The 25,485-nt window shown below is 69.0% G+C and carries 26 protein-coding genes and 1 pseudogene; 7 read left to right on the top strand and 20 right to left on the bottom strand.

Going from position 1 to position 25,485, the window contains the following annotated elements; all coding sequences use genetic code 11:
* Positions 1-128: 128 nt before the first annotated feature.
* Together ACFY16_RS41320 and ACFY16_RS41315 are read right to left on the bottom strand one after the other, a co-directional pair.
* Positions 129-341: a DUF4287 domain-containing protein gene (locus ACFY16_RS41320; RefSeq protein ID WP_390652385.1), complete on the bottom strand. Its 213-nt coding sequence runs from the start codon at positions 339-341 to the stop codon at positions 129-131.
* Between the two features lie 70 nt (positions 342-411).
* The gene (locus tag ACFY16_RS41315) at positions 412-1,083 is read right to left on the bottom strand and encodes a DUF998 domain-containing protein (protein WP_390652384.1); all 672 of its coding nucleotides are present in this window, start codon (positions 1,081-1,083) and stop codon (positions 412-414) included.
* A gap of 122 nt (positions 1,084-1,205) precedes the next feature.
* Between ACFY16_RS41315 and ACFY16_RS41310 the strand changes: the two genes are divergently transcribed.
* Positions 1,206-1,829, top strand: a complete 624-nt coding sequence (locus tag ACFY16_RS41310) for a TetR/AcrR family transcriptional regulator (protein WP_390652383.1) — start codon at positions 1,206-1,208, stop codon at positions 1,827-1,829.
* Between the two features lie 172 nt (positions 1,830-2,001).
* Positions 2,002-2,331, top strand: a complete 330-nt coding sequence (locus ACFY16_RS41305; RefSeq protein WP_390652382.1) for a Tn3 family transposase — start codon at positions 2,002-2,004, stop codon at positions 2,329-2,331.
* Here ACFY16_RS41305 and ACFY16_RS41300 read toward each other — a convergent pair.
* Positions 2,326-2,937 carry a GNAT family N-acetyltransferase gene (locus tag ACFY16_RS41300; RefSeq protein ID WP_390652381.1) on the bottom strand — a complete coding sequence of 204 codons (612 nt, stop codon included), beginning with the start codon at positions 2,935-2,937 and terminating at the stop codon, positions 2,326-2,328. The genes ACFY16_RS41305 and ACFY16_RS41300 overlap by 6 nt on opposite strands.
* Before the next feature lie 257 nt (positions 2,938-3,194).
* Between ACFY16_RS41300 and ACFY16_RS41295 the strand changes: the two genes are divergently transcribed.
* Positions 3,195-3,674 carry a recombinase family protein gene (locus ACFY16_RS41295; protein WP_390652380.1) on the top strand — a complete coding sequence of 160 codons (480 nt, stop codon included), beginning with the start codon at positions 3,195-3,197 and terminating at the stop codon, positions 3,672-3,674.
* Positions 3,675-3,683: 9 nt separating this feature from the next.
* Entirely contained in the window at positions 3,684-4,247 is a 564-nt protein-coding gene (locus ACFY16_RS41290) for a DinB family protein (protein WP_390652379.1), read from the top strand.
* Positions 4,248-5,214: 967 nt separating this feature from the next.
* Here ACFY16_RS41290 and ACFY16_RS41285 read toward each other — a convergent pair.
* The 4 genes from ACFY16_RS41285 to ACFY16_RS41270 form a co-directional block, all read right to left on the bottom strand.
* Positions 5,215-5,538, bottom strand: coding sequence for a DUF6228 family protein (locus ACFY16_RS41285; protein ID WP_390652386.1), 324 nt, complete (start codon positions 5,536-5,538; stop codon positions 5,215-5,217).
* A gap of 39 nt (positions 5,539-5,577) precedes the next feature.
* Positions 5,578-6,345: a transposase gene (locus ACFY16_RS41280; protein WP_390652378.1), complete on the bottom strand. Its 768-nt coding sequence runs from the start codon at positions 6,343-6,345 to the stop codon at positions 5,578-5,580.
* A gap of 75 nt (positions 6,346-6,420) precedes the next feature.
* Positions 6,421-6,837 carry a hypothetical protein gene (locus ACFY16_RS41275; RefSeq protein ID WP_390652377.1) on the bottom strand — a complete coding sequence of 139 codons (417 nt, stop codon included), beginning with the start codon at positions 6,835-6,837 and terminating at the stop codon, positions 6,421-6,423.
* A 236-nt stretch (positions 6,838-7,073) separates the two neighbouring features.
* Positions 7,074-7,469 carry a VOC family protein gene (locus ACFY16_RS41270; RefSeq protein ID WP_390652376.1) on the bottom strand — a complete coding sequence of 132 codons (396 nt, stop codon included), beginning with the start codon at positions 7,467-7,469 and terminating at the stop codon, positions 7,074-7,076.
* Positions 7,470-7,650: 181 nt separating this feature from the next.
* Here ACFY16_RS41270 and ACFY16_RS41265 point away from each other — a divergent pair, with 181 nt between their 5' ends.
* Positions 7,651-7,956 carry a hypothetical protein gene (locus ACFY16_RS41265; RefSeq protein ID WP_390652375.1) on the top strand — a complete coding sequence of 102 codons (306 nt, stop codon included), beginning with the start codon at positions 7,651-7,653 and terminating at the stop codon, positions 7,954-7,956.
* A 530-nt stretch (positions 7,957-8,486) separates the two neighbouring features.
* Here the strand turns inward: ACFY16_RS41265 and ACFY16_RS41260 are convergent.
* Positions 8,487-8,687 carry a hypothetical protein gene (locus ACFY16_RS41260; protein ID WP_390652374.1) on the bottom strand — a complete coding sequence of 67 codons (201 nt, stop codon included), beginning with the start codon at positions 8,685-8,687 and terminating at the stop codon, positions 8,487-8,489.
* Positions 8,688-8,911: 224 nt separating this feature from the next.
* Positions 8,912-9,439, bottom strand: coding sequence for a hypothetical protein (locus ACFY16_RS41255; protein ID WP_390652373.1), 528 nt, complete (start codon positions 9,437-9,439; stop codon positions 8,912-8,914).
* A gap of 360 nt (positions 9,440-9,799) precedes the next feature.
* On the opposite strand from ACFY16_RS41255, the gene fxsT reads away from it, so the two are divergent.
* Positions 9,800-12,280 carry an FxSxx-COOH system tetratricopeptide repeat protein gene (gene fxsT / locus ACFY16_RS41250; protein ID WP_390652372.1) on the top strand — a complete coding sequence of 827 codons (2,481 nt, stop codon included), beginning with the start codon at positions 9,800-9,802 and terminating at the stop codon, positions 12,278-12,280.
* A 537-nt stretch (positions 12,281-12,817) separates the two neighbouring features.
* Here the strand turns inward: fxsT and ACFY16_RS41245 are convergent.
* The 10 genes from ACFY16_RS41245 to ACFY16_RS41200 form a co-directional block, all read right to left on the bottom strand.
* Positions 12,818-14,125, bottom strand: coding sequence for an NtaA/DmoA family FMN-dependent monooxygenase (locus tag ACFY16_RS41245; protein WP_390652371.1), 1,308 nt, complete (start codon positions 14,123-14,125; stop codon positions 12,818-12,820).
* Positions 14,125-14,526 carry a rhodanese-like domain-containing protein gene (locus ACFY16_RS41240; RefSeq protein ID WP_390652370.1) on the bottom strand — a complete coding sequence of 134 codons (402 nt, stop codon included), beginning with the start codon at positions 14,524-14,526 and terminating at the stop codon, positions 14,125-14,127. The genes ACFY16_RS41245 and ACFY16_RS41240 overlap by 1 nt, the downstream gene beginning before the upstream one ends.
* 219 nt (positions 14,527-14,745) lie before the next feature.
* Positions 14,746-15,720: an aldo/keto reductase gene (locus ACFY16_RS41235; RefSeq protein ID WP_390652369.1), complete on the bottom strand. Its 975-nt coding sequence runs from the start codon at positions 15,718-15,720 to the stop codon at positions 14,746-14,748.
* An 81-nt stretch (positions 15,721-15,801) separates the two neighbouring features.
* Positions 15,802-16,653: a sulfurtransferase gene (locus ACFY16_RS41230; RefSeq protein WP_390652368.1), complete on the bottom strand. Its 852-nt coding sequence runs from the start codon at positions 16,651-16,653 to the stop codon at positions 15,802-15,804.
* Complete coding sequence (locus ACFY16_RS41225) at positions 16,650-18,653, bottom strand: FAD/NAD(P)-binding protein (RefSeq protein WP_390652367.1); 2,004 nt, start codon at positions 18,651-18,653, stop codon at positions 16,650-16,652. The genes ACFY16_RS41230 and ACFY16_RS41225 overlap by 4 nt, the downstream gene beginning before the upstream one ends.
* The gene (locus ACFY16_RS41220) at positions 18,646-19,989 is read right to left on the bottom strand and encodes an NtaA/DmoA family FMN-dependent monooxygenase (RefSeq protein WP_390652366.1); all 1,344 of its coding nucleotides are present in this window, start codon (positions 19,987-19,989) and stop codon (positions 18,646-18,648) included. The genes ACFY16_RS41225 and ACFY16_RS41220 overlap by 8 nt, the downstream gene beginning before the upstream one ends.
* A 22-nt stretch (positions 19,990-20,011) precedes the next feature.
* A complete protein-coding gene (locus ACFY16_RS41215; RefSeq protein ID WP_390652365.1) occupies positions 20,012-21,427 on the bottom strand; it encodes an aminotransferase class I/II-fold pyridoxal phosphate-dependent enzyme in 1,416 nt (471 codons plus the stop codon).
* 164 nt (positions 21,428-21,591) lie between these two features.
* Positions 21,592-22,671, bottom strand: coding sequence for an ABC transporter substrate-binding protein (locus ACFY16_RS41210; protein ID WP_390652364.1), 1,080 nt, complete (start codon positions 22,669-22,671; stop codon positions 21,592-21,594).
* A gap of 40 nt (positions 22,672-22,711) precedes the next feature.
* Positions 22,712-23,503, bottom strand: coding sequence for an ABC transporter ATP-binding protein (locus ACFY16_RS41205; RefSeq protein ID WP_390652363.1), 792 nt, complete (start codon positions 23,501-23,503; stop codon positions 22,712-22,714).
* Complete coding sequence (locus ACFY16_RS41200; protein ID WP_390652362.1) at positions 23,500-24,579, bottom strand: FecCD family ABC transporter permease; 1,080 nt, start codon at positions 24,577-24,579, stop codon at positions 23,500-23,502. The genes ACFY16_RS41205 and ACFY16_RS41200 overlap by 4 nt, the downstream gene beginning before the upstream one ends.
* 192 nt (positions 24,580-24,771) lie before the next feature.
* Here ACFY16_RS41200 and ACFY16_RS41195 point away from each other — a divergent pair, with 192 nt between their 5' ends.
* Positions 24,772-24,894 carry a hypothetical protein gene (locus ACFY16_RS41195; RefSeq protein WP_390652361.1) on the top strand — a complete coding sequence of 41 codons (123 nt, stop codon included), beginning with the start codon at positions 24,772-24,774 and terminating at the stop codon, positions 24,892-24,894.
* Positions 24,895-25,272: 378 nt separating this feature from the next.
* Here ACFY16_RS41195 and ACFY16_RS41190 read toward each other — a convergent pair.
* A pseudogene (locus tag ACFY16_RS41190) lies at positions 25,273-25,455 on the bottom strand (transposase); the annotation flags it as partial.
* Positions 25,456-25,485 lie beyond the last annotated feature (30 nt).

Below are 25,485 nucleotides of genomic sequence, written 5' to 3'. Positions count from 1 at the left end.
TTCCCCCACCCCCCCCCCCCCCCTCTTTTTGTTTTTACGCGGCGGTCTTGGTTTCCCCCCAACCCCCCCCCCCGGGGGGGGGGGGGGGGGGTGGGGGGGGGCCCCCCCCCCCCCCCCCCCACCCCGGGTCAGTCACTGCCGCGTTCGGCGAGGGTGTGGGCGACAAGGGCGTTGGCGTGCCCGTGACCGAGGCCGTGCTCGGACTTGAGCCATGCGACGAGTTCCATGTGCTTGGTCAGCGGCGAGGTGCGGATCAGGTCCTTCCACTCCTCGATCGGACGGCCGTACTTCTTCTCGATCGACGGGAAGTAGCTGGCGGGGCCTTTCACCGGTGCTGTCATGGCGCGGCATCCTGTCTGTCTGAGTGCGGTGGTCTCGGGTTGTTGTTGTGAGATCGGGAGCCGGAGCCAGCTACCGCCGTGCGGTCGGGGCGGGGCGGGTCAGCTGGGCGATGGCTGCGGTGAGCGCGAGCAGTCCGAGACCAGCTCCAGCGGTGAAGGCCACGACCGTGGTGGCGGAGGCGGCGAACCCGGCGAAAACCCCCAGCGGCAGGAGGCGGTAGGCCAGGGCCCAGCCGCGCCGGCCCTGGGTGGCGAAGTGTCGCGCCAGCACGAAGAACGCGGCGCACAGTGCGAGGTAGCCCACCGTGCCGCTGAGCATGTGGACCGTTCCGTGCCCACTCAGCGTGGTCGGACCGTCCGGCGTACCGGCCGGGAAACCCGCACCGGGGTCCGCCGTGAACACCCCGGCGAGCAGGAAGGACGCGCCGAACGCGCCGACCAGGCGAGGCGCCCAGGTGCCGCCGGCGGTGTGGCCGATCGCGCGCCGCAGTCCCACCGCGCCGGCGGTGACCAGCGTGCCGGTGAGCAGGAAGCTGGCGACCTGGAGCCAGCCCAGCGAGCCGAGGCTGAGCTGGCTGATGGCGTTTCGGGTGAAGTCGAAGCCGGTGCGGGTGAGGCCCTCGATCACCCCCACCCCCAGGAACAGCGGGCCGGCCACCGCCCCGCAGGTGAGCAGCGCGCGGGTGGCGAGCGGAGTCGAAGCAGCGCGGCCGGTGAACGGCACGCGGATCGCCTGAGTCATGCGAAATCCCCCTAAGCCGAGGCACATCTCGGAACTGGACGGTTCAGTACTCCGGAACTGGACGGTACAGTACTCACATAGGAACTGGACTGTCCAGTACTGTTGGCTGCGAAGGAGGAGGCATGGAAGTGAACGAACTCGGCGGCCGCTCGGCCCGCAAGCACCACGCGATCATGGAGGCCGCGACAGCGGTGTTCATGGCGAAGGGCTACGCAGGCACGAGCATGGACGACATCGCCAAGCTGGCGGCCGTGTCCAAGCAGACGGTGTACAAGCACTTCGCCGACAAGGAGAAGCTGTTCGCCGAGATCGTCCTGGCCACCACCGACCGGATCGAGGGCATGATCGACCTGGTGGCCGGCATCCCCGCCGACGCGGACTCACTGGAGGAGAACCTGCTCCGGCTGGCCCGCCAGTTCCTGACCACCCTCACCCAGCCCCAGGTACTCCAGCTTCGGCGCCTCATCATCGCCAACGCCGACACCTTCCCCGACCTGGGCGCCGCCTGGTACGAGCAAGGCTTCGAGCGGGTCCTGGCCACCCTGGCCGACACCTTCCAACGCCTGGCCGACCGGGGCCTGCTCCGGATCGACGACCCGCTCCTTGCCGCCAACCACTTCTCCGGCCTCCTGCTATGGATCCCGGTGAACAAGGCCATGTTCCACGGCGGCCCGCAGCACACTCAGCCCGAACTCGACCACTACGCCGACGCGGGCGTCCGGGCCTTCCTCGCCGCATACCGCTGACCCCGGCCGCCGAACCGGATTACCCCCGGCGACGTGCACCTGTCCAGGGCGGCGGCCGGGAGGCCGGTACTGTCCGAGCTCGTCAACATTTCGATTCTCAGCGAGGTCCGGCTGCCGCCCAAACCCGTGAACAGGTGCTGCTCGATGCGCTCGCGCAGGCGCAGCTGGCCGGATGATGCCGGAACTACACCAGCACTACCGCGAGAGCATGGAGGACCAGCTCGGCACCCTCGGCCTGGCCCTCAACGCCGTGGTGCTGTTCAACAGCCTCTACACCGACGCCGCTGTCAAACAGCTCGCCGCCGACGGCTTCCCCGTCACCGACGAACTCCTCGCACGGCTCTCCCCGCTCCAGTACGACCACATCAACTTCCTCGGCCACTACGCCTTCACCGGCCGACCGCGCCGGGCCTGCGGCAGCTGCGCGACCCAAACGCCCCGGACGAGGGCGATGGCGAATAGCCTCGGGACGAAAGCGGTCCCCCTTGGTCACCTCCTATGACTGCGACGGACCGTCTTGCTCACGGGACTTGAGCCACTCTCGCGCGAGGAGTCCGTAGACGACGTCGTCGTCGCGTGATCCGTTGGGGAAGATCACTGCTTCGCGCAGCAAGCCCTCCTCGGTGAATCCCAGGCGGCGGGCTACGTTGCGACTGCGCGCATTGTCGGTGCCGGTCCGCAGTTCGACACGGTCCAGGCCGATGTGGCCGAACGCCTGGTCCAGGACCGCCGTGGCGGCTCTGGTGACCAGCCCCCGGCCTTCGAACGCAGCGTCGATCCAATAGCCGATCTCGCCAGCCTTCATGGCCATGTCGCAGTTCAAGCTGACCACCCCGACCAGTTGCCAGTCCCGGCCCGCCCGCACTGCGATATCGAGGGGCAACTTCGTTCCCTTAAGCCATGCATGGCCTTGGCGCTCCAGGCGTGAGCGCGTCTCGTCGAGCGTTGTCGGGTTCTCGGCATCAAACTCCGGGTCCCACTGCGCGAGGCGCTCGTAGTTGGCCATCAGCAGGGCCTGGTGAGCCTCCGCGATCGCGACCGTACGCGGTATCAGCGCCGCGTCGTGGCCGATCGGGCACGTGAACATGGCAGGGGTAACCGTCGACACTCGTTCTCCCGGGCTGGTGGCGATGATGCACAAGCCTCGGTGGCCGTCTCGGGGCGGTCAACTGGTTTTCGACGCAGCATGGTTACCCGCCTACGGCCTGTCGTCAAACGTTCGTTTGACGACAGGCGTCAAACGCATCCAATGAACCCGGACATTCCAGGACGTGGGGACGGCGCGAATCCAATCAGATCCGATGGTGATTGAGGACAGGGTTTGACGACAGACAGGGTCCATTCCTCCGCACGGAAGGGGCCTCGGTGGCGAACCTGGTCTACAAGCGTGTGTCGTCCGACCAGCAGTCGACCGCCCGGCAGAACCTCGTCCTGGACGAAGCCGGCATCGAGAACCCCGTGGTCTTCGAGGAGGATCCGGGTACCTCCAGCCGCCTCCACCCCCTGCAGCGCCCGAAGTTCGGCGAGCTGCTGATGTACGCGCGGCCGGATGACACCGTGCACATCTCCGAGATGTTCCGCCTCGTGCGCGGCACTCAGCCGAGTGATCACGGACGGGAGTCGGCGATCTTGATCATCCGTCATGTCATCGGTCGAGACAGTTACATTGGGGTCATTGAAGCCAACCCAGCCAGCCGGGTTGTTAATTTCAAGCAACCACTCGCGGCGGCACGGCCCGAAGGGCACATCAGCCCCCAGCGTCATCTTCCGGTGCGGTACGGTCTCGCGGCCCACGGCCAGCGACGGCGTCCGCGAGGGTCGCAGCCAGGTTCCCGTTGTATGTAGTGTGCGGAAATGACAAGAAGCGAGCGGCTCGGGGAGCAGTTGGACTGGCACTGGCGCACGAACCTGCGGCCGCGGCTGGACGGTCTTACCGATGAGGAGTACTTCTGGGAGCCGGTGCGCGGCTGCTGGAGCATCCGCCCACGTGGCACATCGGCCGCACCGATGTCGGAAGGTTCGGGGGATTGGACGATGGACTCCGCGTCCCCTGGCCCGGTGCCGGCGCCGGTGACCACGATTGCCTGGCGGCTGGCACACATCATCGTCTCGTGCCTGGGCTATCGGGTCGGATGGTACTTCGGCGGCCAGGACGTCGACTCCGAGACATTCGCCTACGCGGGGACCGCTGACGAGGCGCTGAAACAGCTCGATGAGATGTACGGGAGATGGAACGAGGGGGTCCGCGCGCTCTCGGACGCTGACCTGGAGAATCCGCCCGTGGTGGGTCCCGAGCGGTTTCCCATGGAGAACAGGGTCCTGCACGTCAATAGGGAACTGATCCATCACGGTGCTGAGATTTCCCTGCTGCGCGACCTCTACCGCTGGCAGGACGGAGCCATACCGCACCGAATATGAGTTTTCGGTAACCGGCGATCGATCTTCGGCAGCTCACGTGGATTCTGTGACGCTCCGTGGCTGCTGCCGACGAGAGGCCTCACGATCTTTAACCGCCTTTCTACCAGCATGTTCGAAGAAGCTTCGCCATCTTCGAACATGCTGGTCGGGGGCTCTGGCGTGATCGGTTTGCGGGGTGCTCGTGCTGGTCGTGGGCGGCAGTCTGGCGTGTAGATCGTCTGGCAGGGATGGTTATGCGGATTCCCGCCCGTCGGCTCGGGTTGCGTCCCTACGCTCCGGCGCATGACGGATCCCGAGGTGCTGGAGCGGCTCGCGACGCGCGAAGCTGGACGGACTCGAAGATCAGCTGGTCGAACAGTTGGCGGAGGTGCGGTCCGAGCGGGACCAACTCGCCGTGGCCGAGCGGGTGCTGCTGCGGATGGCCGAGCAGATCGCCGCTGAGCGGGATACTGCCTCCTCGCCGGTCGTGCACATGGCGGGGCGCGCGGTGCGGCTGGTCCCGGACCGTGCGCCGGGGTGGCCGAGTCCGCGCTGCCAGCGGAGCGCCGGTACGCTCGTACACGGGGCACCCCGTGGTGTGCCCCTCCTGCGCACTGAGCTTGGAGATCGACCTCTCCAACAAGCCCCCAGGCACTCGCCATCGGGACCCGAACGCGCGCTTTCGGGTTGTCGACCGTGAGGGACCCATACTCACCGGGGTCCGCCCAGCGGCCCCCGCGGGCCTGCCGCCGCCGGCGTCTCGGCTGCACGGTGTTGCCGTCAGGGCCGGACAGTCAGCGATCGCAGAGCATCTGACCCATCTGTTTGGCTGCACAACGTGTCCGGACTGTGCTTCAGACTTCTCGGTGCCGGACCAGGTCGCATCCTTCAGGCATCGCGGCACTCGCCGCAGGCCGCCCCGCGCAGCACACTCGATCCCACGCAACGTCCGTACCGGCCACCCCCGAGCCCTGACGCCTCGAACCCCTCAGGGTTCCTTCCACGCGCACGGAGAAGACCGCCAAGCAGCACGGTCGAAATCCAACGGCTGAAGAATGAACCAGTAGCGACGGTCATGCGAATTCACCGTGCGCATCTCGGTGGCGAGGTCGCTCACCTCTTCTTCAGGAGCATGATCGGTCCTCGCCTCGAAATGCCACTCGCCGTCGTACGGCGGGTCGCGTAGCCCCATGCCAAGCGGACCTGCAATCTGGCGTGCTCTGCTGAGAGCATCGGTTCGTGTTCCCAGAGAGCGCCAGGTCCGGGCACCGCTCCACCCGCGGAACTCTTGCGCTAAGGGCTGTCCCGCAATTGATCTTGTGCGCTCCTGGTAGCCGCGCGGCCGTTCCGATCAGCGCGCCTGGCGAAGGTTGTGCAGGTGGGCGACCCCCAGGATCGCGTAGTGGACGCCGTCGCCCTTGAGTCGGCAGTCGCGAAGGATCTTCCAGGTCTTCATGCGAGCGAAGACGTGCTCGACGCGGGCCCTGACCTGTTTGTGGGAGCGGTTGTGCTCATGCTTCCATCCGCGCAGTTCGCCGCCCGCGGGCCGGCGATGAGGGACCACCAGACCAGTGCCCTGGTAGCCGCCATCGGCGATGGTCGTGGTCCTGCCGACGGCTGCCCTCGCACCCGATTCTGCCCACGCCTTGCAGTCGTTGCGGTTGCCCGGCACTGGTCGTCCGACCGCGACGACCAGCCGTGTTTCAGCGTCGACGACCAGTTGGTGGTTGGTCGAGTACCTGGAGTTCTTGGACTGCTCGGCGATGCTGTGATCGCGGGTGGGCACCAACGTGCCGTCGACGATGAGCACGGTGCCGGCGTGGAAGCGCTGCCGCTGCTTGAGTGCCAGCAGCGGCCCGATGTGGTCGATGATCCGGTCGGCGGATGACTTGGAGATGCCGAACAGTGGGGCGAGGTGCCGCATCGTCAGGTTGGTCCGCCAGTACGCGGCGACCAGGAGCATCCGATCTTCCAGCGGCAGTGACCAGGGACGCCCTCGGCGAGTCCGATCGGCGCCTTCTCGGCGCAACAGCGTGACCAGCTTTCGAAAGTCGCGCGAGCGCATTCCAGTGAACGGTGGTATCCAGGACGGTTCCGCTGCCGTGATCACTCCAGCCACAGCGGGATCTTCTCAGGGCGGAGCACGCCCTGACCGCTCACATGGCCAGCGCGGCATGCCGCGTCGACGCGACGCTCAGGTCGTATCGCGCTTCGCCTCCGACGGAGAGGGCGGCTGCTCGTCGCGGCTCTCCGAGGTGAAGGCGTCGCGGCGAGCGAGGGTCACCGACAGAGGCAGACCCAGCCGCTCGGCTGCACGGCGCCGGACACGCACCTGAGCTCGGGTCCGGGGTCGGAAGGAGGGGAGCCGCGAGCAGCCGCAGCCAGGGCGGTGATCGTAGGTCAGCCCCTCCACGAGCACGGTCGCAACGACGGACCATGCCTTCGTGTCGCGTCGCCGGGGCGCGGCGAAGTCGTAGCCGGCGAAGACGAGCTGTTCACGACAGCCAGGACAGATGCGCTTCCGGATCGGCCAGGTGCTGCCTTTGAAGGAGAGCCGGCACGCGATGCACACGTAGTGCCGGAAGGCGCCGTTGAACGCGTGGTAGCACATGGTCCGACAGGGTACGCATCGTCCGCAGGCGGGCCCAACCGGATTCCTGGTGCCCGATGTGGCCAGTCGGCCGCCCGGTCAGTGTCGCTGTACCACACGAGGGGTGTGGACACGCGAATAGCGGGACAGCCCTTAGCTCGGACAGGAAGACGCCAGGGGCGCCACCGACCCAGTGAGGTCTTCTCAGCAACCTTACACTTGCGGTGTGTGACGGGGTGTGGGTGCCCGCTCGCGGCCTAGTTCTGCGGTGCCAGGGTGCGTAGGACATCGAACTCGTTGCCCTCGGGGTCTGCCATGACCACCCAGTTTCGGTCTGCGCCTTGGCCCACATCCGTCTTGGTGGCGCCGAGGCCGAGCAATCTGGTCACCTCGTCCTCGGTGCTGCCGTCGATCGGGCTGACGTCGAGGTGAAGCCGGTTCTTCACGGTCTTGCCCTCGGGCACCTGGATGAACAGCAGCGTGGGCGGCATCTGACGGGCCCGAACGTCCTCGACGGTCGGCACCCAGGAGCCGATCTCGACCTTGCCCTCGCTCCGGTCGATCACCTTGAAGTCCAGGACCTCGCACCAGAAGGCCGCGAGTCTCTCCGGATCGTGGCAGTCAACGGCCAACTCGGTGAACCTACTTGTCATGACTCTCCCATATAGTGCGGACGGGGCTCAGAGTAGTGGCCCGTGTCGCCCGTCCGACAGGTCCGGGATCTTCCTGACGAGGGACATCAGCTGAGCTTGACTCGCCATCAAATACGCGTCAAGCCCCTGGTAGGAACCGGTCTGCGAAGAACAGGTTCCAGGCACCGTGACGCTTCACGCGTTGACCGGTATCACCTACACCGGCGTGCTCGCAGTCGGCACGGCCACCGCCGAAACCCTCGCGAAGCTGCTGGCCGACCACCGTGGACGGCTTGGCACCCGCAAGACCACCCATGCTCTTGCCCCCTTCGAGCAGGGTGTGTCGGTCCTACGCCGGTTCCTGGACGGGACCCGGATGGCCCAGCTCACCCGCAACAACCACGTCTCCCTGCCCACGGCCTCCCGCTACCTGCACGAAGGGCAGAACGTGTTGGCCGAGCACGCGCCTGATCTGCCCACCGCCCTGGAACACGGCCGCACCACATGAACGGAGATCACGAGCCGTCACAAGATGTCACAGAGAAGGGTGCCTCGGCGCCCCCGCCACACACGATCACCCTGCCGTCCCTGAATCGCACCGCTCCCCCGGGCCCGTACTGGCTGCGGCCGTCCGCGAGTGACCGGCTTGTGCAACGGGACCCCTGTGGGAAGCCCTCGCGCAGTTGCGGCCCGAACCAGCCCCACACGCCGCGCTCGCTGTCCAGCTCGGATGCGCGGCCTCTTGAGACTTCGTGCCCGCCGACGTTGCCGGCCCCACCAGGCTTGGCGCGCAGGCCCAACTCCCCGCTGCCGGGACCGGATCCGGCCCGGCAGCGGGTGACCCACCTCGGAAAGAGCATCCATGGTGCAACGGCTTCTGCTCAGCGCCCTGGCTAGGGTGTCCGTCAGCGGCCCCGTGCTGTGCGTTCACTGTTCAGTACGCTCAAGGCCGAACGGCCCGATCTTCGCCAACCCGATGTGGAGCATCAAGGTCGGCCAGCCTGCAATCAAGATCGGTGACCCCTTGGACTAGATCATCTAATCTCCTGGCTGATCCCGTTCGGGCTGGCGCTGGGACGTGGAGCGTGTACCGGTCCACGCGCCGTACAAGCCGGAGAGAGCGACGCTCACCGTGGCCAGCGCGTTGGCAGAGACGCCGAGGGCCAGGAAGAGAGCGCCGGCACCGAGGACGGTAATGAAGACGGTCAGATCGAGCTTGCTGCGGGTGGGGCTGGGCATCACGGGCGCCTTCCAGAAGTACCGAACGGGTGGAAAGCCAGCGTGAGGGAATGGTCTGATTGTCCGTCTCTCGATGAGGCGTTGGTGCAGGTCATCGCGCGGAAGATTGAGGACAGTGCGGACACCTGCGGACGGGGGGACTGATGCAGCGCGACGGAACGACCGAAGCAGACGAACTCGCGCACTGGCTGCGTGGGATCACGAAGGGCTGGAGCGTCCGCGCGCTAGCCGAGCGGTTTCCTTACGAGCGCAATCAGTGGGCCGAGTTCCGCAAGGGCACCAAGTTGATCCCCCGTTACCTCCTTGAGGATCTCGTCGCAGCCTTGATCAAGGATCCACGCACTCGGCACTTGCAGCTGCTGAAGGGCACCGAGCTGTTGGAGGCCGCTGAGGCTGCGGCTCGTGCCCGATCTGTCGCTGCCGCTGAGAAGCCCACGGGCACAGCCCTCGAACTGCAGTTGAGGCTCGACGACGCGCGGAAGGGCGAGATCGCGGCGAAGGACGCGCTGCTCGGGACTACCCGCCTCGTCTACATGCTGCTGGAGATGGTCAGCTCCCTCCGCCAACGCTGCACGACGCTGGAACAGGAGCGTGACCGAGCCCGCGCCGCGAAGCAAGTCGCAGGAATTCAGGCCGTACAGGAAGAGCTGAACAACACCCAAGATCTGCTCGGCCAAGCGAACGACCGGCTGGACCAGGCAAGAAGAGAACGCCAGACAGCAGAAGAACTCCGCCTCCTGGCTGAACAGCAAGCGGCCGTATATCGCCGGGCTCTCGAGGACAAGAGCCGACCGGCCGCCTATACGCCCGGAGCGCGCCCCTCCGCCACCACCCCCACCGAGGGAGCCGCAGACGCCTGGTCACGAGTGAGTCGGACCCCCTTGTGGGAGTACGAAGCCCGCCTCGAAACGGCAGACGATGAACTGGCGGCGCACCAGTCACAGATGACAGCAGCACGCGAACAGATGGGGGTCGCAAGCGTCTCTGCCGGCCAAGAGGCCTCGCCCACGGTCGTGGTCGGGGAAGTCGTCCGCGATGTCCGCGCGGACACCGCGGACAGCCCACAGCACAGCAGGCCAGAGTCCTCCTCCCAGCCACGCGTCTGGGGTGGCGTGCCGCCGCGTAACGCCAACTTCACCGGCCGAGCCGACCTGTTGAAGTTGCTCCACGTTCATCTGCGGCAGGACACGGTCCTTCCCGTCGTGATCCACGGAATGGGCGGCGTCGGGAAGTCCCAGCTGGCCATCGAGTACGTCTACCGGTATCAGAGCGACTACGACGTCGTCTGGTGGATCCCCGCCGAGCAGCCCGCCCTGATCGACCAGGCCATGGTGGAACTGGCCCAGCGGCTGGGCCTCACGACCTCGATGAAGGCCGTCGGCACGGACGTGCGCGCGGTCCAGGAGGCACTAGGCCGACGGCATCCACGCGGCCGCTGGCTGCTGATCTTCGACAACGCCGACGGCCCGGATCGGATTCGCCCCTATTTTCCATTCCAGGGTGGCGCGATCATCGTCACATCTCGCGACAGGGAGTGGATCCGGGTCGCCACTCCCGTGGAAGTGGGTCCCTTCACGCGCGAGGAGAGCACAGACCTACTGCTCCACTCCGGACCGCCTCTTCACACGGCCGAGGCCGACGCCTTGGCCGAGGCCCTCGGCGACCTACCGCTGGCCATGAAGCAGGCAGCCAGCTGGCTGGGCGAAACCGGCGTGCCCGTCTCCGAGTATCTGCGTCTGCTCGAGAACAAGCGCACAACACTGCGCGAAGCGAACCCGCCGCACTACCCCTGGCCCGTCGCCGCCGCGTGGAACGTGACACTCGAACACCTGAGCCACCGCAGCCCGGCCGCGCTCAGGCTGCTGCAACTGTGCTCGTACTTCGCCGCGGACCCGATCCCCCGGTCGCTCCTCTCCGGTCTCGGAAACAATCACATCGACGACGATCTGGACCCGGCGCTTCAAGACCCTCTTCGTCTGGCACGCGCCCTCAGGGAGGTGAACCGCTACTCGCTCGCCCGCATCGATCACCCTACGAACACCATCCAGATGCACCCCGTGGTGCAGCTTGTCCTCAGGGACAATATGAGCCCCGACGGACAGTCCCGTATGCGTCAGGGCGCCCATGCCCAGTTGGCGGCCGCCGATCCCAACGCCCCTGGTGACCCGGCGGCATGGCCCCAGTACACGGCGCTCTACGGCCACGTCATCGCTTCCGAAGCGGTCAAATCCGACCAGTTCCGGGTGCGTCAGCTGGTGCTGAACCTCGCCGAGTACCTCTACCACTGGGGCGACCACGACCGGTCCCTGCAGTTCTCCGAACAAGCCTGGGAGACGTGGCTGGCGCTCGGCGAGGAGGACCAGCAGACGCTGCTCATGGGCCGGTGGCTGGGATTCACCTACTGGGCGGCGGGCAGGTTCGGCGACGCGTCGAGGCTAGCTGCCCGCCTACGGGAGATCTGCCAGGGCACCGCCCCGAATGAAGGCGACGACACCCATGAGGTCATGCTCGGAGTACGCCAGCTGGAGGCCGCCCTGTGCCGTGCGGAGGGCAGCTTCGCGGCCAGCGCCGACCTGGACCGGATCACCTACGAGCAGACCTGCACCAACTTCGGCGAGGACTCCCCGACCACACTCGCCCAGGCCCACAACGTCGCAGTGAGTCTCCGGCTGACCGGTGAGTTTCGACGAGCACTGGAACTCGACCGGGCGACACTGAACATGAAGGGACACCTGTTCGGCGAGGACGATCCGCGGCACCTGATCACCAAGTGCGATCTCGCACTCGACGCTCGTGAGACGGGCCACTACGCCGACGCGCGTGAGACGCACGAGTCGGCCTACATGACGTACCAAAACACCCTCGGCCGCGATCACCCTGTCACCATCGAGGCCATGCGCCAGCTCAGTGAGTCCTGCCGCAAGGAAGGCGACCACGCGCGCTCCCTCGAACTGGCCACCGACGCACACGCCCACTTCACCCGCCGCTACCGGCAGGACCATCCCCGCACGCCGGCCGCCGAGCTGACGCTCTCCCTTGCGCTGCGCCACAGCGGTGACCTGGAGGCCGCCCGAACCCGCGGTTCAAAGGCCTGCGAACGCTACCGGCAGGTCTACGACGGACGGCACCCGCACGTGATGGCCGCGGACGTCGACCTCGCCGTCACGCTGAGGCTGCTCGGCATGGTCAAGGAGGCGCACCGCCTGGACGAGGCGGCGCTCACGATTCTCCGCGAGACCCTCGGCCAGAGCCATCCCTTCAGCCTTGTCTGCGCCATCAATCTCGCCAGCGACCTGGCCGCGCTCGGCCGGACCCGGGAGGCGCGGCACCATGGGAAAGCCACGCTGGATCTGTGCCAGGCCACCTTCGGCGAAGACCACCCGACCACAAAGGCCTGCGCCGGCAACCTGGCCCTGGACCTCCTCACCACGGGCGGCAAAACCGAGGGGACGACCTGGGACGAATTGCGCGATGCGACCTGGCTGGCCAAGGTTCGGGACACTCGTCTCCCCCACGCCCCGCTCACCCCACCCCACCTCCAGTCCAGGAAAAGCACACGGGCCAACTGCGACATCGATCCGCTGCCGCTGTAGTCGAGTTGGCGCATGAATGCTGGTCAGGCCCACGCCGTACGCCCCACCGCGTTGAGCCCTCACCAGCCCATGGACGTGAGGGTGCCGCGGCCGCTTTCGCCTGGTGCCGCGCGCGAAGCGAGCTGAACCACGGACTGTATGGCCCCACACGAGCCCGTCGAACAATGAGCCCACGTGTATGGCACAAGAGCGACGTCAACGCCGCGCAGATCGAGCAGGCGTCGGGGCCACGCCGCGGACGAGGTTCAGTGGCTCATGAGGACCGCGCGCACAGCGTGCTCCTGAGTTTCCCGACCGCACGGGTGGCTTACACCTCCCTGACGGCGCGGTCCGTCACTCGGCGGTTGGTCGTATCGGGGATGACGTCGGCGCAGACCTGGCCGTGCTGGGTGAAGTCGTGGGCCTGCTCCACCCCGGCGGCCACCGCCCCCACCTACCAGGCCGTCAACTCGCCAACCGATGCCCCACGGATCCGACAAGAGAGCCCTTTTTGTGCGGTGGTTTGTTCGGAGCTTTGCACGGTGATCCCGGCGGCCCTCAGGCGATGCCGAGGTGGTGTCTGAGGGCGGGCCCCTCGTAGTCCTCCCGGAAGAGCCCCGCGCGGCGGAGCGCCGGCACCACGCCTTGGGTCAGCAGTTCCAGTCCCTCGGGCAGGTGACTGTGGGACAGTACGAAGCCGTCCGCGGCCCGCTCCCGGAAGAGCGTGGCCAGCTCGTCGGCCACTTTCTCGGGGGTGCCGGTGAACCCGAGGTGGAGGCTGTTCTGGCGGTGTTTGATCGCCAGTTGGCGGACGGTCTGCCGGTGGTGGGTGCGCAGCCAGGCTGCCCCACGCTGGTACCGCTCGTCCCGGAGTGCCTCGGCCTCTTCGAGGAGGGTGACGGGGATGGGTTGGTCCAGGGGCAGTTCGGCCAGGCGCAGGTGGGGGCTGAGCACTGTCTGGAGGTACGCGATCGCCTTGTCGACATCGATGCCTGCGACCCACTCCCGCTCCAGCGCCAGCGCCTCGGCCTCGGTGGCACCGAGGACGACATGGGTGCCGAGCAGGACCTTCAGTGACTCCGGATCGCGGCCCTTGCGCCGGGCCCGGTCCTTCATGTCGGCGTAGAACGCCTGGGCGCCGCGGACGTCGTCGGCGGCGGCGAAGATGACGTCCGCGTAGCCGGCGGCGAAGTCACGGCCTTCCTCGGAGCGTCCGGCCTGGACCAGCACCGGCCGGCCCTGCGGAGGGCGGTGGATGTTCAACGGCCCGTCGACGCTGAAGTGTTCGCCGCGATGACGGATCGGGCGGATCCTCGCCTCGTCGGCGAAGACGCCGGCCTCGCGGTCGAGGACCAGCGCGTCGGGCTCCCAGCTCTCCCAGAGCCCGACGGTGACGTCGACGAACTCCCGTGCGCGGGCGTAGCGCGCGGCCTTGGGCGGCAGCGGCTGGTCCCCGTAGTTCTCCTCACCGACCGTGGAGGTCACCATGTTCCACCCAGCCCTGCCACCGCTGAGGTGATCGAGGGTCGCGAACTGGCGGGCCAGGGTGTAGGGCGCGTTGAACGTGGTCGACGCGGTGCCGATGAGGCCGATGTGCTCGGTTCGCGCCGCCAGCGCCGAGAGCACGACCATGGGTTCCAGATAGTGGGGCGGGCCGCTCGCCCGCACCCGAGAGGGGTCGAGGCGCATGTTGTCGGCGCGGAAGAGCGCGTCGAACTTCGCGTCCTCGGCGGCCCGGGCGACCTCCGACAGCAGGGAGAGCGAAAAAGCCTCCTCGATGCGGCTGTTCTTCCGCCGCCAGAGCTGTCCGGCGGGCCGCCCGACGGACAGCGCGAGATGGATCCGGCGTGGCCGTTCCGCGGCCATCACCGGGACTCGTCGGGCAGCACCGGATCGATGATCGGCAGGGCCTCGGCGTGCCAGCGCGCAAAACCGCCCCTGACATGGGTGACATTGCGGTAGCCATAGGCGTTCAGCTTCTCGACGACGGGATCGGAGCCGAATTCGGAATTGCAGAAGACCACGATCTCGGCGCTTTCCGGAAGGCCGGAAAGTTGCGGAAGCAGGCTTGCCGAATCGGGGTCGAGCAGTTCGTTGGCGTGTACCTTGTCCACCTTCACCGCGCCCTCGATGTCACCCTTCGGGGCGTCCGGACGGTTCCGGCGCACATCAATGAAGAGAGCCCCTGACCGGCGCTTCTCCTCGGCCTCGTCGGGCTCGATCAACTGGTCGGCGTGGTGGATGACTCGGGTCTCCGGATTGGCCATGGCCGTGTTCTCTCCTCGATAATTTGCGATCCGGCGGAATGGGCGCCCCGTTAATGGTTCTCCATTTTCCGGGGCACCCGCCGTACCGCCTTGAACTTTATTTCCTCGGTGTCGCCGACGCAACTCCGCGGCGAATACCAAGCGCTTGAATCATAATTTCGCGGTGCATTAAATTAATGATTCGCGTGACCGCGGCGGGGGCTCGGAGGCCGCCCGCGCTCAGAAGCCGACCGGCAGCCGCGGGGTGTACGGGCGCTCCAGGCGCGCGATCTCGTCCTCGTCGAGCTTGACGTCGATCGCCCCCAGCAGCTCTTCGAGCTGTTCGACCCTGCTCACGCCGACGATCGGCGCGCTGACCGCGGGCTTGTGGAGGTTCCAGGCCAGCGCCACCTGCGCCCGGGTGAGGCCGCGTTCGGCCGCGATCGCACCCACCTCCTCCACGACCGCGCGATCCGCTTCCGTCGCCTGGTTGTAGAAGGTGGACCCCGGCTCGTCCGTCCGCAGCCGGTGGGTGACCGTGCCCCACTCGCGTGCCAGCCGGCCGCGGGCCAGCGGGCTCCACGGGATCACCCCGACGCCCTCCTCAAGGCAGAACGGGTGCATCTCGCGTTCCTCCTCGCGCATCAGCAGGCTGTACTGATCCTGCATCGAGACGAAGCGGGTCCAGCCGTGGAGGTCCGCCACGTACTGCGCGCGGACGAACTCGCGGGCGTGCATCGAGGAGGCCCCGATGTACCGGACCTTCCCGGAACGCACCAGGTCGTCGAGGGTCTGGAGGGTCTCCTCCAGTGGCACGGAACGGTCCAGGCGGTGGATCTGGTACAGATCGATGTAGTCCGTGCCCAGGCGCCGCAGGCTCGCGTCCACCTGGCTCAGGATGGCGCCGCGGGACAGGCCGCCGCCCTTCGGCCCGGGGTGCATGCGGCGGTTCACCTTGGTCGCCAGGAGGACCTGCTCGCGGACCCCGAACTCGCTGATGAGGGCGCCGAGGATCTCCTCGCTGGTGCCGTCGGAGTACCCGTTCGCGGTGTCGAAACAGGTGATCCCGGCGTCCAGCGCCGCGCGGACGATCGGCCGCGCCTCGTCCATGCCGATGGACCACGGTGTTCCACGGTCCGGGTCGCCGAAGCTCATCCCCCCGATGATCAGTCGCGAGGTGACCAGTCCGGATTTTCCAAGCCGGGTGTATTCCACCGGATTCTCTCCTTGTCGTTCGCTGTCCCACCGGCGAGCCGTCCGTCCCGGCGGGGAGGTGATGCGCGGGGCGGACGGCCGTCAGCCGGGATCGTCACCGCTCGCCACTGGGCGGGCCGGGTCCGCGCTCCACTCCGACCACGACCCCGGGTACAGCCGGGCCCGGACGCCGAAGGTGCTCAGGGCGAGGACGCCGAGGGTGGCGGCGACACCGCCGCCGCAGTACACACCGACCGCGGTCCCGTCGCCGGTGCCGGTGCCGGTGCCGGTGCCGAGCGTGGCGTACCGCTCGCGCAGCTCGTCACGTCCCCGCAGCCTGCCGTCCGCGCCCAGCTGCGCGGCGCTGGGCAGGCTCAGCGCGCCGGGGATGTGACCGCCGCCGCTCTCCCCCGTGTAGGCGCCGGCCGGGCGGGCGTCGAGCAGCCTGCCGGACCGTGCCAGCCGCGCCGCCTGATCGGCGTCGAGCGTCGGCATCGAGCCCGTCCGGACCCTGAACCCTCCGTCGCGCCGGGCGGGTTCCCCGCCGCCGAGCGGGCCCCTCGCGGCGACCCACGCGGCCACGCCGCCGTCCAGGTAGCGGACGTCGGGCACACCGGCCCAGCTGAGGACCCACCAGGCCCGCGAGGCCAGTTGGGGCTCCGCCCGGGTGTGAACGACTACGAGCGAGTCGCCGTCGATTCCCCAGCGCCGCACCTGCTGCTGGATCGCCTCCGGGGACGGCAGCGGGTGGCTGCCCGACCCCGGGTACCGCGGACCGGCGAGCTGTGTGGGCAGGTCGACGTAGTGGGCGCCGGGCAGCCGCTCCGACGGGGCGGAGGCATACGCCGGATCACGCCCGACCTCCAGCAGGACGAGGTCGCGGCCGCCGCCCTCCAGTTCCCGCAGCAGGTCCTCGGCCGAGATCACGGCGCTCCGGTTCCCGGCATCCGTCATCGCCCACCCCACAGTCCGGCCAGCACGGCGCGGGCCGTGCGGTCCGTCTCGCGCAGCGCCGGGGCGTCGACGCCTGGCGCCGGAGCGTTCAGCGAGGTCACCCGGGTATCGCGCATCAGCACGCCGAGCGCGTACAGCTGCGGCGCGGGACCGCCCCGCGTCGCCGCGTCGCCGGGCCCGCTCAGGCGTCCGGTCAGCGGTTCGGCCCGGGGGGCGGCGGTGGGCACCGGCCCGTGCGCCGACGGCAGGTGGAAGACGTCCGCGAGCCCTCGGCGGCGCAGTGCCCGCAGCAGCGGATCCGTCCCGGCGTGGAGGTTCGGTGCCGGTACGCGGGCCTCGATCACCAGGTCCGCCCGGACGCCCGAACCGCGCACGCCCGGGGAACTCCACTCCATGTGCCCGGTGACATCGGGCCGGCCGTCCGGGGCCGCGCGCGGGCCGAGGAAGGTGACCACGCCGGCGTCGTGAAGCGCCAGGAGTTGCCGCAGGCGCAGGGGCGGCGGACCGTTGTTGAGGCGGAAGGCGCGGTCGACGAAGTCCGCGTAGCTCCCGAAGTGGCTTTCGGCGGTGAGCCCGCCGTCCTCGACCGCCGCGACCAACAGTCCGCGAGCCTTGCCGAAGGAACGATGCGCCACCTTCAGGCTGCTCCCGACCCCCTTGGCGGTCTCGTCCAGGTCGGTGAGCAGTCGGCCGCGGACCGCGTCCCCGAACGCCGCCGGGCTCTCCCACAACCGCCCCGCGAGCGCCGCGTCGGCGTCCAGGTCGAGCCGGTGCCCCGGGTCCAAGACCGCGTTGGCGACCAGTTCCCGCCACTCGGCGCCGTCCGGCGGGAGTACGGCGAGTGCGTCCAGCAGCCGCGGCAGCGGGACGGCGAGCGCGTCCGGGTGCGTCCTCGCCAGATGGGTGTAGTAGTCCCAGAGGGTGTCGCGGGCGATGGCCGGGCCCAGGCCGTCGAAGCATCCCGGGCGCGCCTGGCGCGCCAGCGCCTCGCGGAGGAAGCGGTGCCGGCTGTCCCCGTCCGGCACCGCCGTGCCAGGGCGGCTCCAGTACGGAACGCCGTGGCGGGAGGTGGCGTGGAGGACGGGTTCGGTGCCCGAGGGTTCGTAGCGCAGCCCGTACGGGGTGGCGTCGTCGGGCACGAAGCGTCCGCCGCGGCCGGTGGTGAGCAGGGTGACGACGTCGAAGAAGCTCAGCCCCAGGCCCTCCACCACGACGTCCGCGCCCGGCTTGGCCTCGGTCAGGTCCTGGTCGCTCGCGTTGTCGGCGCGCAGTCGCCGAACCGCCCGCGCCGGCGGGCGAGCGGGTTCGCGACCCCGGGCGGGGGTGGACCAGCCGGTGCACAGCACGACGGCGTCGGCCGGCAACGGCGCGCCGCCGCCCGCCAGGGTGACGCGGTAGCGTGACCCGGCCCGCTCGATGTCGGTGACCCGGCCCTGCCGCCGGTCGTGTCGCACCCCCTCCGGGAGCGAACCGACGACCGTCTCGTGGCACCACCGCAGGTAGTGGCCGAGCAACACCCGCGGGGTGAAGGAGTCCGGTGTGGCGGCGCTGAGCCAAGCCGACAGCTGGGGCCGCCGGGCCAGATCGGCGGCCAGTTCCCCGCTGAGCACGGTGCTTGCGGGGCCGCTGTCACCGGCCGTCTCCGTCTCCGTCCTGGTCAGGACGGTCGCGACCTGGCGCTGCCACTCCCACAGGCTCGGTCCCGCCGTCTTCGGCCCTTCGGAGCCGACCGATGGGTCGGGCCAGACGGTGAAGGCGGACGCCGGAGTGTTCATCAGCAGGTCGGCGCACTGGTCGGTGCGCCAGATGCGGCCCGGCCCGGGCCGGTGTTCGTCGACGGAGACGATCCGCAGCCGCCCGCCGGGCGGCCGGAACTCCCCGGCGTTGGCCGCGAGCCGCTCCAGGACCGACGTCCCCCGGAACCCGCTGCCGACCACCACGACGACCCGCTCGGCCGGCTCCGCGTCCGGCGCCTCGACGGGCTCCATGACCTCAGGCATGAGCGGTGACCTCGGCCCGTCGCGCGGGGCGGCCGAGCCCGTAGTGCCGGCGCAGGGTGGTGCCCTCGTAGTCCGGCGCACGCAGGCCCCGCCGCCGCAGTTCGGGGACCAGGTGCTCGACCAGCGCGTGGGTGCCCTGGTGGAGCAGGTCCGGCTGGAGGTTGACGCCGTCCAGCGCCCCGGCCCGGAACCATGCCTCCAGTTCGTCGGCCACCGTGGCGGCGTCGCCGACCAGCAGGTTGTCCGCGCCGAGCCCCCCGCCCAGGCCCTGGGCGAACTCCATTACGGTCGCGGGGCGTTCGCGCTCCACGAAGCGGTGCACCGCCAGCAGGTGGGAACGGTAGGAGTCGGAGCTCTCCACCGGGGGCACCGGCGGAAGCGGGGCGTCGAGCGGCAGGTGGTTCAGGTCGTAGCCGCTGAACAGGGCCACCTGCCCGAGGACATGGCGGGGATCGGCCAGCCGGTTCAGCTCGGCTTCAAGCGCCCGCGCCTCGCCCGTCGTGGCGGCCACCTGCACTCGGAAGCCCGCGAAGACCCGCACCGACTCCGGGTCACGTCCCTCGGCGGCGGCGCGGTCGCGCAGGTCCGCGCGGAACGCGATGCCCTCGTCGACCGTACTGACCACCGTGTAGACGGAGTCGGCATGACGGGCGGCCAGCGCACGGCCGGCGTCCGAGGAGCCGGCCTGCACGATCACCGGCCAACCCTGCGGCGGGCGCGGGGAGTTAAGCGGTCCGGCGATCCGGAAGTGGTCGCCTGCGTGATCTACCGGGTGGATCTTCTCCGGGTCCACGTACCAGCCCCGGCCGCGGTCCTGGACGATCGCGTCGTCCTCCCAGCTGTCCCAGAGCTTCTTGACGGCCGTCACGAACTCGTCGGCCCGACGGTAGCGGTCGCCGTGCCGGGGCAGTTCGTCCTGGCCGAAATTGCGGGCGGCCGCCGGGATGGCGCTGGTGACCACGTTCCAGCCGAACCGGCCCCGACTGATCCGGTCCAGCGAGGCGGTCTGGCGGGCGACGACGAAGGGATCGGAGTAGGTGGTCGAGACGCTGCCGATCAGGCCGATCCTGCTGGTGCCCACCGCCAGCGCGGACAGCAGGGTCAGAGGCTCGAACGCCGGTGCCACGGCGGCGGGTTCCCGGGAGAAGGCGAGCTTGTCGGCGAGGAAGAGGGCGTCGAACCCGCCGCGCTCGGCGGTGCGGGCGACGTCCAGGAGCGCGTCGATGTCGTTGATCTCGGCCAGGTCGACGGAGGGGTGGAGCCACGCCGCAGGGTGCGAGCCGGCTGGCTTGATGTTCAGGTTCAGGCCGAGCGTCGCTCGCGACGGTCCGGTCACGGTGGTCTCCTTGGGGGCGTGTCTAGGCATAGAGGTCGCGCATCTGGCCGTGCATCGCGCGCCCGACGGCGTCGGCGATCCGGTCGATGGCCTCGCTGTCGTCCGGCAGCCGGAGGGTGGCGATGCGGAGGTAGCCACCCGGCGGCGGTTCCACGAAGCTGCGGCTGCCGGCGCCGACCGAGTAGCCGGCGGTGGCGAGGTCGATGAGGGTGTCGACCTCGCTGTTCACCTCGACCCAGAGGAACTGGGCGTTCGGGCCGGAGTGGGTGGTGATCCCGCGCCGGGTCAGCGCCTCGGCCAGCGCCGCCTTGCGCTTGGCGTACACGCTCCGGGCCCGCTTGAGGGTGCGAGCGGTGGTCGGGCTCTCGATGAGGTGGGCGAGCGCGTCCTGGAGGATGCGGCTGTTGACGGCCAGCCCGTAGCTGCGGTTGTCGCGGATCCGCTCCACCGCCTCGCGCGGACCGCCGATCACCGATGTCCGCAGGTCGGAGCCGTAGGAGCGACAGTACGAGCGCACCCGCACGGCCTGGCCCGGCAGGACGGTGCCGAACGTCGGGCCCGCCTCGTTGGCGAGCGGGCCCACCGCGTCGTCCTCGACCACGGTGACGTCGTCGAAACCGGCGATGACGTCGGCGAGTTCCCGGATCCGTGCGGCAGTGGCGGGCGGGGTCATGGCGTACGGGCCGGTCGGCTGGAACAGGTAGACCCGGGCGCCCCGCTCCAGGGCCGAGGCCAGCGCGGCCGGGTCTGCCCCGTGGGCGTCGGCGGGCACCTGGAACACCTCCAGGCCCAGCCGGCGGATGTGATCGAGCAGACCCGGATTGATCGGGACGTCGATCGCGAGCTTGCCGCCCGGCGCGGCCAGGGTGCCGACGCAGAGCAGCGCGGCCTCCGCGCCGCTGCCGCCCGCGATGAACGCCTCGGCGGAAAACGGCCAATCCCGCTGGGCGACCGTCTGCAGCCGGTCGGTGATGTACTGCCGGACGTTCGAGTGGAGGCCCGGGCTGTTCAGACCGGCAGCCAGGGCGTCGGCCAGGTCCGGCAACAGCTCGGGGTCGGAGGAGGCGTGGGCGAGTTCAGCCGGGCCCGTCGCCGGGGCGTCGGTGCCGGCCGGTTCGGCGGCGGCGACCGGGCGGACGGCGAGCGGATCGGCCACCACGGTGCCGCCCCTCCGGCGTGTCTCGACCAGGCCCTTGCCCCGCAGTACGGCCAGCGCGTCGTGGATGTTGCGGAAGCTCACCCCGGACCGCTCGCTGAGCGTGCGGATCGTGGGCAGCCGCGTGCCCGGCTGGATCACTCCCTCGCGGATCTTGCGTTCGAGCAGCGGTACGACGGACTCGGCGGAACCGGCCGCGGCGATCTGATGGACCAGCCAGTCGTCGTCCAGCCGCTCGGCGTCAGCGGCGTACGGGGTCTCATTCGCGTGATTGTTGTCCATCGTATCGTTCGCCCGCGCGCTCCTCGCGCCGGTCGGTCGGTGCGCCGGTCGGGCGCCATGTCCGGCCGGACCGGCGGGCGATGCCCCTCTCTTCGACTCCTCGTGGCGTGGCAGAGGGCGCGTCCGGGCCCGGAGCGACACGGGGCCGGTCCGGACGCGCCAGGTCACTGCGCCGGCACCTGATACACGTAGCCCTGCGACGTGAACTTCGTGGCGCCGATGAAGTCCTTCGACCACTCCGCCACCACGGACAGCGGGTCCACGTTCCGGTAGCGGTCAGGGTAGGCGAACGTCGCGAAGAAGAGTGGCGAGATCTGGTTGCCTGCCAGGTCGAACGCCCACGGGTTGTAGAGGAAGAGCTTGCCGTTCTTGACAGCCTTCAGGTTCTTCCAGCCCGGCCGGGCGAGCAGCTTGGCGGCGATCGCCTTGTACTCGGCGCCGGACCGGCCGCCGTAGACGTTGTCGGTCTCCACCACGATGATGTCCGGATCCGCGGCCAGCACCGCGGCCGGGTCCGAGTCGATGGTGTTGCCGGGGCTGTCGGCGAAGATGCTCTTGATGTTGGCGTCGGCGAAGGCCAGCGTCTTGCCGCCCTCCTTGCCGCTGGTCTGGCCCGCCTTGTCCTCGTAGTACACGGTGGCCTGGGTCTTCTCCTGGCCGGCCCGGGCCGTCAGCGCGCTGACCTTGTCGGTGAAGGACAGCACCTTGGCGGCCTCCTTGTCGCGTCCCAGCACCTTGCCGAGCAGCTTCACATTGGTCTTCCAGTCCTGCGAAACCCAGGAGCTGACGACCAGGACCTTGACGCCCGACGACTTCAGCGAGGACTCCGCGGCCTGCCACGGCTGGTTGCCGTACAGCACCACGGCCTGCGCGCCGCTGGCGATGATGCGTTCGTAGTTGAGCGCGTCGGAACTCGCGCCGATGGACAGGCTCGACGAGAAGCCGGCGAAGTTCTCCTGGTTGATGGTCTTCTCGTCGATGCCGACGATCTGGTCGCGGGCGCCGAGGGCGAGCGCGAGGTCGACGTTGAAACCGCCGACGATGGCAACCTTGCCGACCGGGCCGTCAGGAAACTCGACGGTGCGCTTGGCGGAGTCCGTGACGGTGACGGGGGACGCGCCTGATCCCGATCCGTCAGAGCCCGCCTGCGCGTTCCCGCCGCACGCGGTCGCGAGCAGGGCGGTGACGGTCACCAGGGCCGTGGCGGCGACCATGCGCAGCCGGCGAGTGGATGGGTGGAACACTTCTCTCCTCAGGGGTGGTGCACGACGGTGACGCGGGACGTCAGGACGCGGCGGGGACGGGCAGCGGTTCGATGACGGGATGGACCTGGACGGCACCGTCACGTTCGAAGAGGTCGACCTCCAGGCCGTAGACGCGCTCCAGCACCTGGCTGTCGTAGACGTCGTTGGGCCTGCCGAACGCGACGATCCGGCCGCCCTGGAGGATCGCGACCTTGTCGCAGAAGCGGGCCGCCAGGTTGAGGTCGTGGATGGCGATCAGCGAGACCAGGTTCCGCTGACGCGTCAGATCCCGTACGTGGCGCAGGGTTTCGACCTGATAGCGCAGGTCGAGGGCGCTGGTGGGTTCGTCCAGGAGCAGGATCTCCGGCTCCTGGGCGATGGCGCGGGCGATCAGGACGCGCTGCGCCTGGCCGCCGCTCAGGGCGCCCACCGACCGCTCGGCCAGTTCGGTGAGGCCCATGTGGTCGATCGCGGCGTCGACGATCTCCCAGTCCCGGCGGCGCGGACGCATCCCGAAGTACGGCGTCCGGCCGAGCAGCACGGACTCGCGCACCGAGAGCTGGAAGGTCGGCTCCCCCGACTGCGGCACATAGGCGACCACCTTGGCGTGCTCGCTCATCCGCAGCCGGCTGAGATGCTGGTCCTTGTAGGTGATCGAGCCGGCGCGCGGCTTGTTCACCCGGGCGATGAGCTTGGTCAGCGTCGACTTGCCGGAGCCGTTGGGGCCGAGCAGGCCGACGAACTCGCCCTGCTCTATGGCCAGGTTGACGTCGTGGAGGACCGCGCGGTCGCGGGAGTAGGAGAAGGCCACGCCTTCGACGGTCAGCGTCATGACTGGGCCAGCGTCCCCTTCGAGAGTACGAGGTTGATGAAGAGCGGCGCGCCGATGAGCGCGACGACGATCCCGACCGGGATCACCACCGGGGAGAGCACCGCCCGGCCGACCACGTCCGCGGAGAGGATGAGCAGGCCCCCGGCGATGGCCCCGAACGGCAGCAGGTAGCGGTGGTCCGAACCCACCACCAGGCGCGCGATGTGCGGGCCGACCAGCCCCACGAAGCCGATGACGCCGGTGAAGGACACGACCACCGCGGTCAGCACGACCACCACGACGATCAGGGCCAGCCGGGTCCGGCGTACGTTGACGCCCAGGCTCGACGCCGCGTCGTCGCCCGCGAAGGCGATGGCGTTGAGCGCCTTGGCACGGGCGAAGAGATAGGGCAGCGTGACCACCAGCAGGACCGCGACGACCAGCACCTGGTGCCAGGTGGCGTCGTTCACCGAGCCGAAGGTCCAGTGGACGATCTCGGCCAGGGTGTTCTCGTCGGCGAAGAACTGGGTGGCCGAGGTGAGCGCCTCGAAGAGCTGGAAGAAGGCCATGCCGACCAGCAGCAGGGTGACGGCCTTCATCCGCTTCAGCGAGGCCACTCCCAGCACCATCAGCGAGACGGCCAGGCTGAACACCAGGGCGCTGAGGATCGTCACGACCGAGGACGGCGTGTGGCCGGCCTTGTTGGACAGCACGATGGCCAGCGCCGCTCCGAAGGACGCCGCCGGCGAGAGTCCCAGGGTGTAGGGGCTCACCAGCGGGTTGCGCAGCAGCCCCTGCATCACGATCCCGGACACCGACAGGGCGGCACCGGCCAGGAACGCCAACAGGGCGCGCGGCAGGCGCAGTTCGGTGACGATCACTTCGGTGGGGCGGAAGCTCTCGGTCGACGGGGCGCCGAAGAGATGAATGGCGATCACATGGAAGACGTCGCCCAGGCCGATGCCCGCCGTACCGATGACAACCGACAGCGCGATCGACAGCAGCGACACCGCCAGGCCTACGCCGATGATCACCGGCCGGGATGGCCGGCGCCACAGCGGTATGGCCTGGAAGGTTCGCGCAAGTGCGTTGCTCATAACACTCCGTGTCACAGGCGGACGCTTCACGCCCGCTGTCAGTCGGCGCGCGCGTCGGCGATGAGGTGGTGGATCACATGGCCGTTCTCGAATATGATTCGGATTGATTCCCGGCAGCAGAATGAACGGCCGCGGAAGGATTGACCGGGAATACATTGATTCGATGGGGCCGGGCACAGGAATGTGTGCCTCATGCAGGGAGAGCCGTGCGCTGGGCGCACCGGGCAGGGGGACGACCCGGTCGCCGGACCGAAGCGGCTTCAGTCGGTCAACAGCTACAACAACAGCGACAAGGGCGACAACAGCGGCGGCTGAGCCGCACCGTACACGCGCACAGGCGGCCGGTCTGCGGCAGTACGGCGGAGGGGACGGACCGCGCCATTGCCGCTGCGGAGTGCACGGTCACGGTCCACCTCCAAAATCTGATCACGGTTTGCGGTGAATCTTTTTCACTGATCCACCATCTGCGATGCATCATATGGTCGCCCCACGGAGCAATCAATGTTCGGCCGGGCGATCTGTCGTTTTTGTGCGCGGAGTTGACGCGCCGTTCATACTCGGCCCGGCGGCACATGAAGTCGCCGTCCCCCGACAGCACGAACACCCTCACCCAGTTCTCACCAGCGCATGCCGAGCTCATCTAGGCCGGCGCGTCGCTGCGCACCCACCTTGATCTTTGTCCTCGCTGCTTTTTCAAGCGGACGTGTTCGGTGAGGGTTTCGGCTCGTTTGACTGTCTTCCCGGGTTCGTGGCCTGGGCTGGCCTGCGGTTTTTCGAGCCTGGTGGGCGTCCGGGTCCGGGCCGGGAGGGTTGGGGCACACCTGCGGGACGGGCGGTCTTCACGCGGAGGTGGCGGAACCCCCTGCGGACCCGGGCCGCGCCTCACCGATCAAGACTTGGAGGGCA

Origin of the sequence: Streptomyces sp. NPDC001315, assembly GCF_042896175.1 — a bacterium.
GTDB lineage: Bacteria > Actinomycetota > Actinomycetes > Streptomycetales > Streptomycetaceae > Streptomyces.
This window is presented reverse-complemented; position numbering and strand designations above follow the sequence as displayed.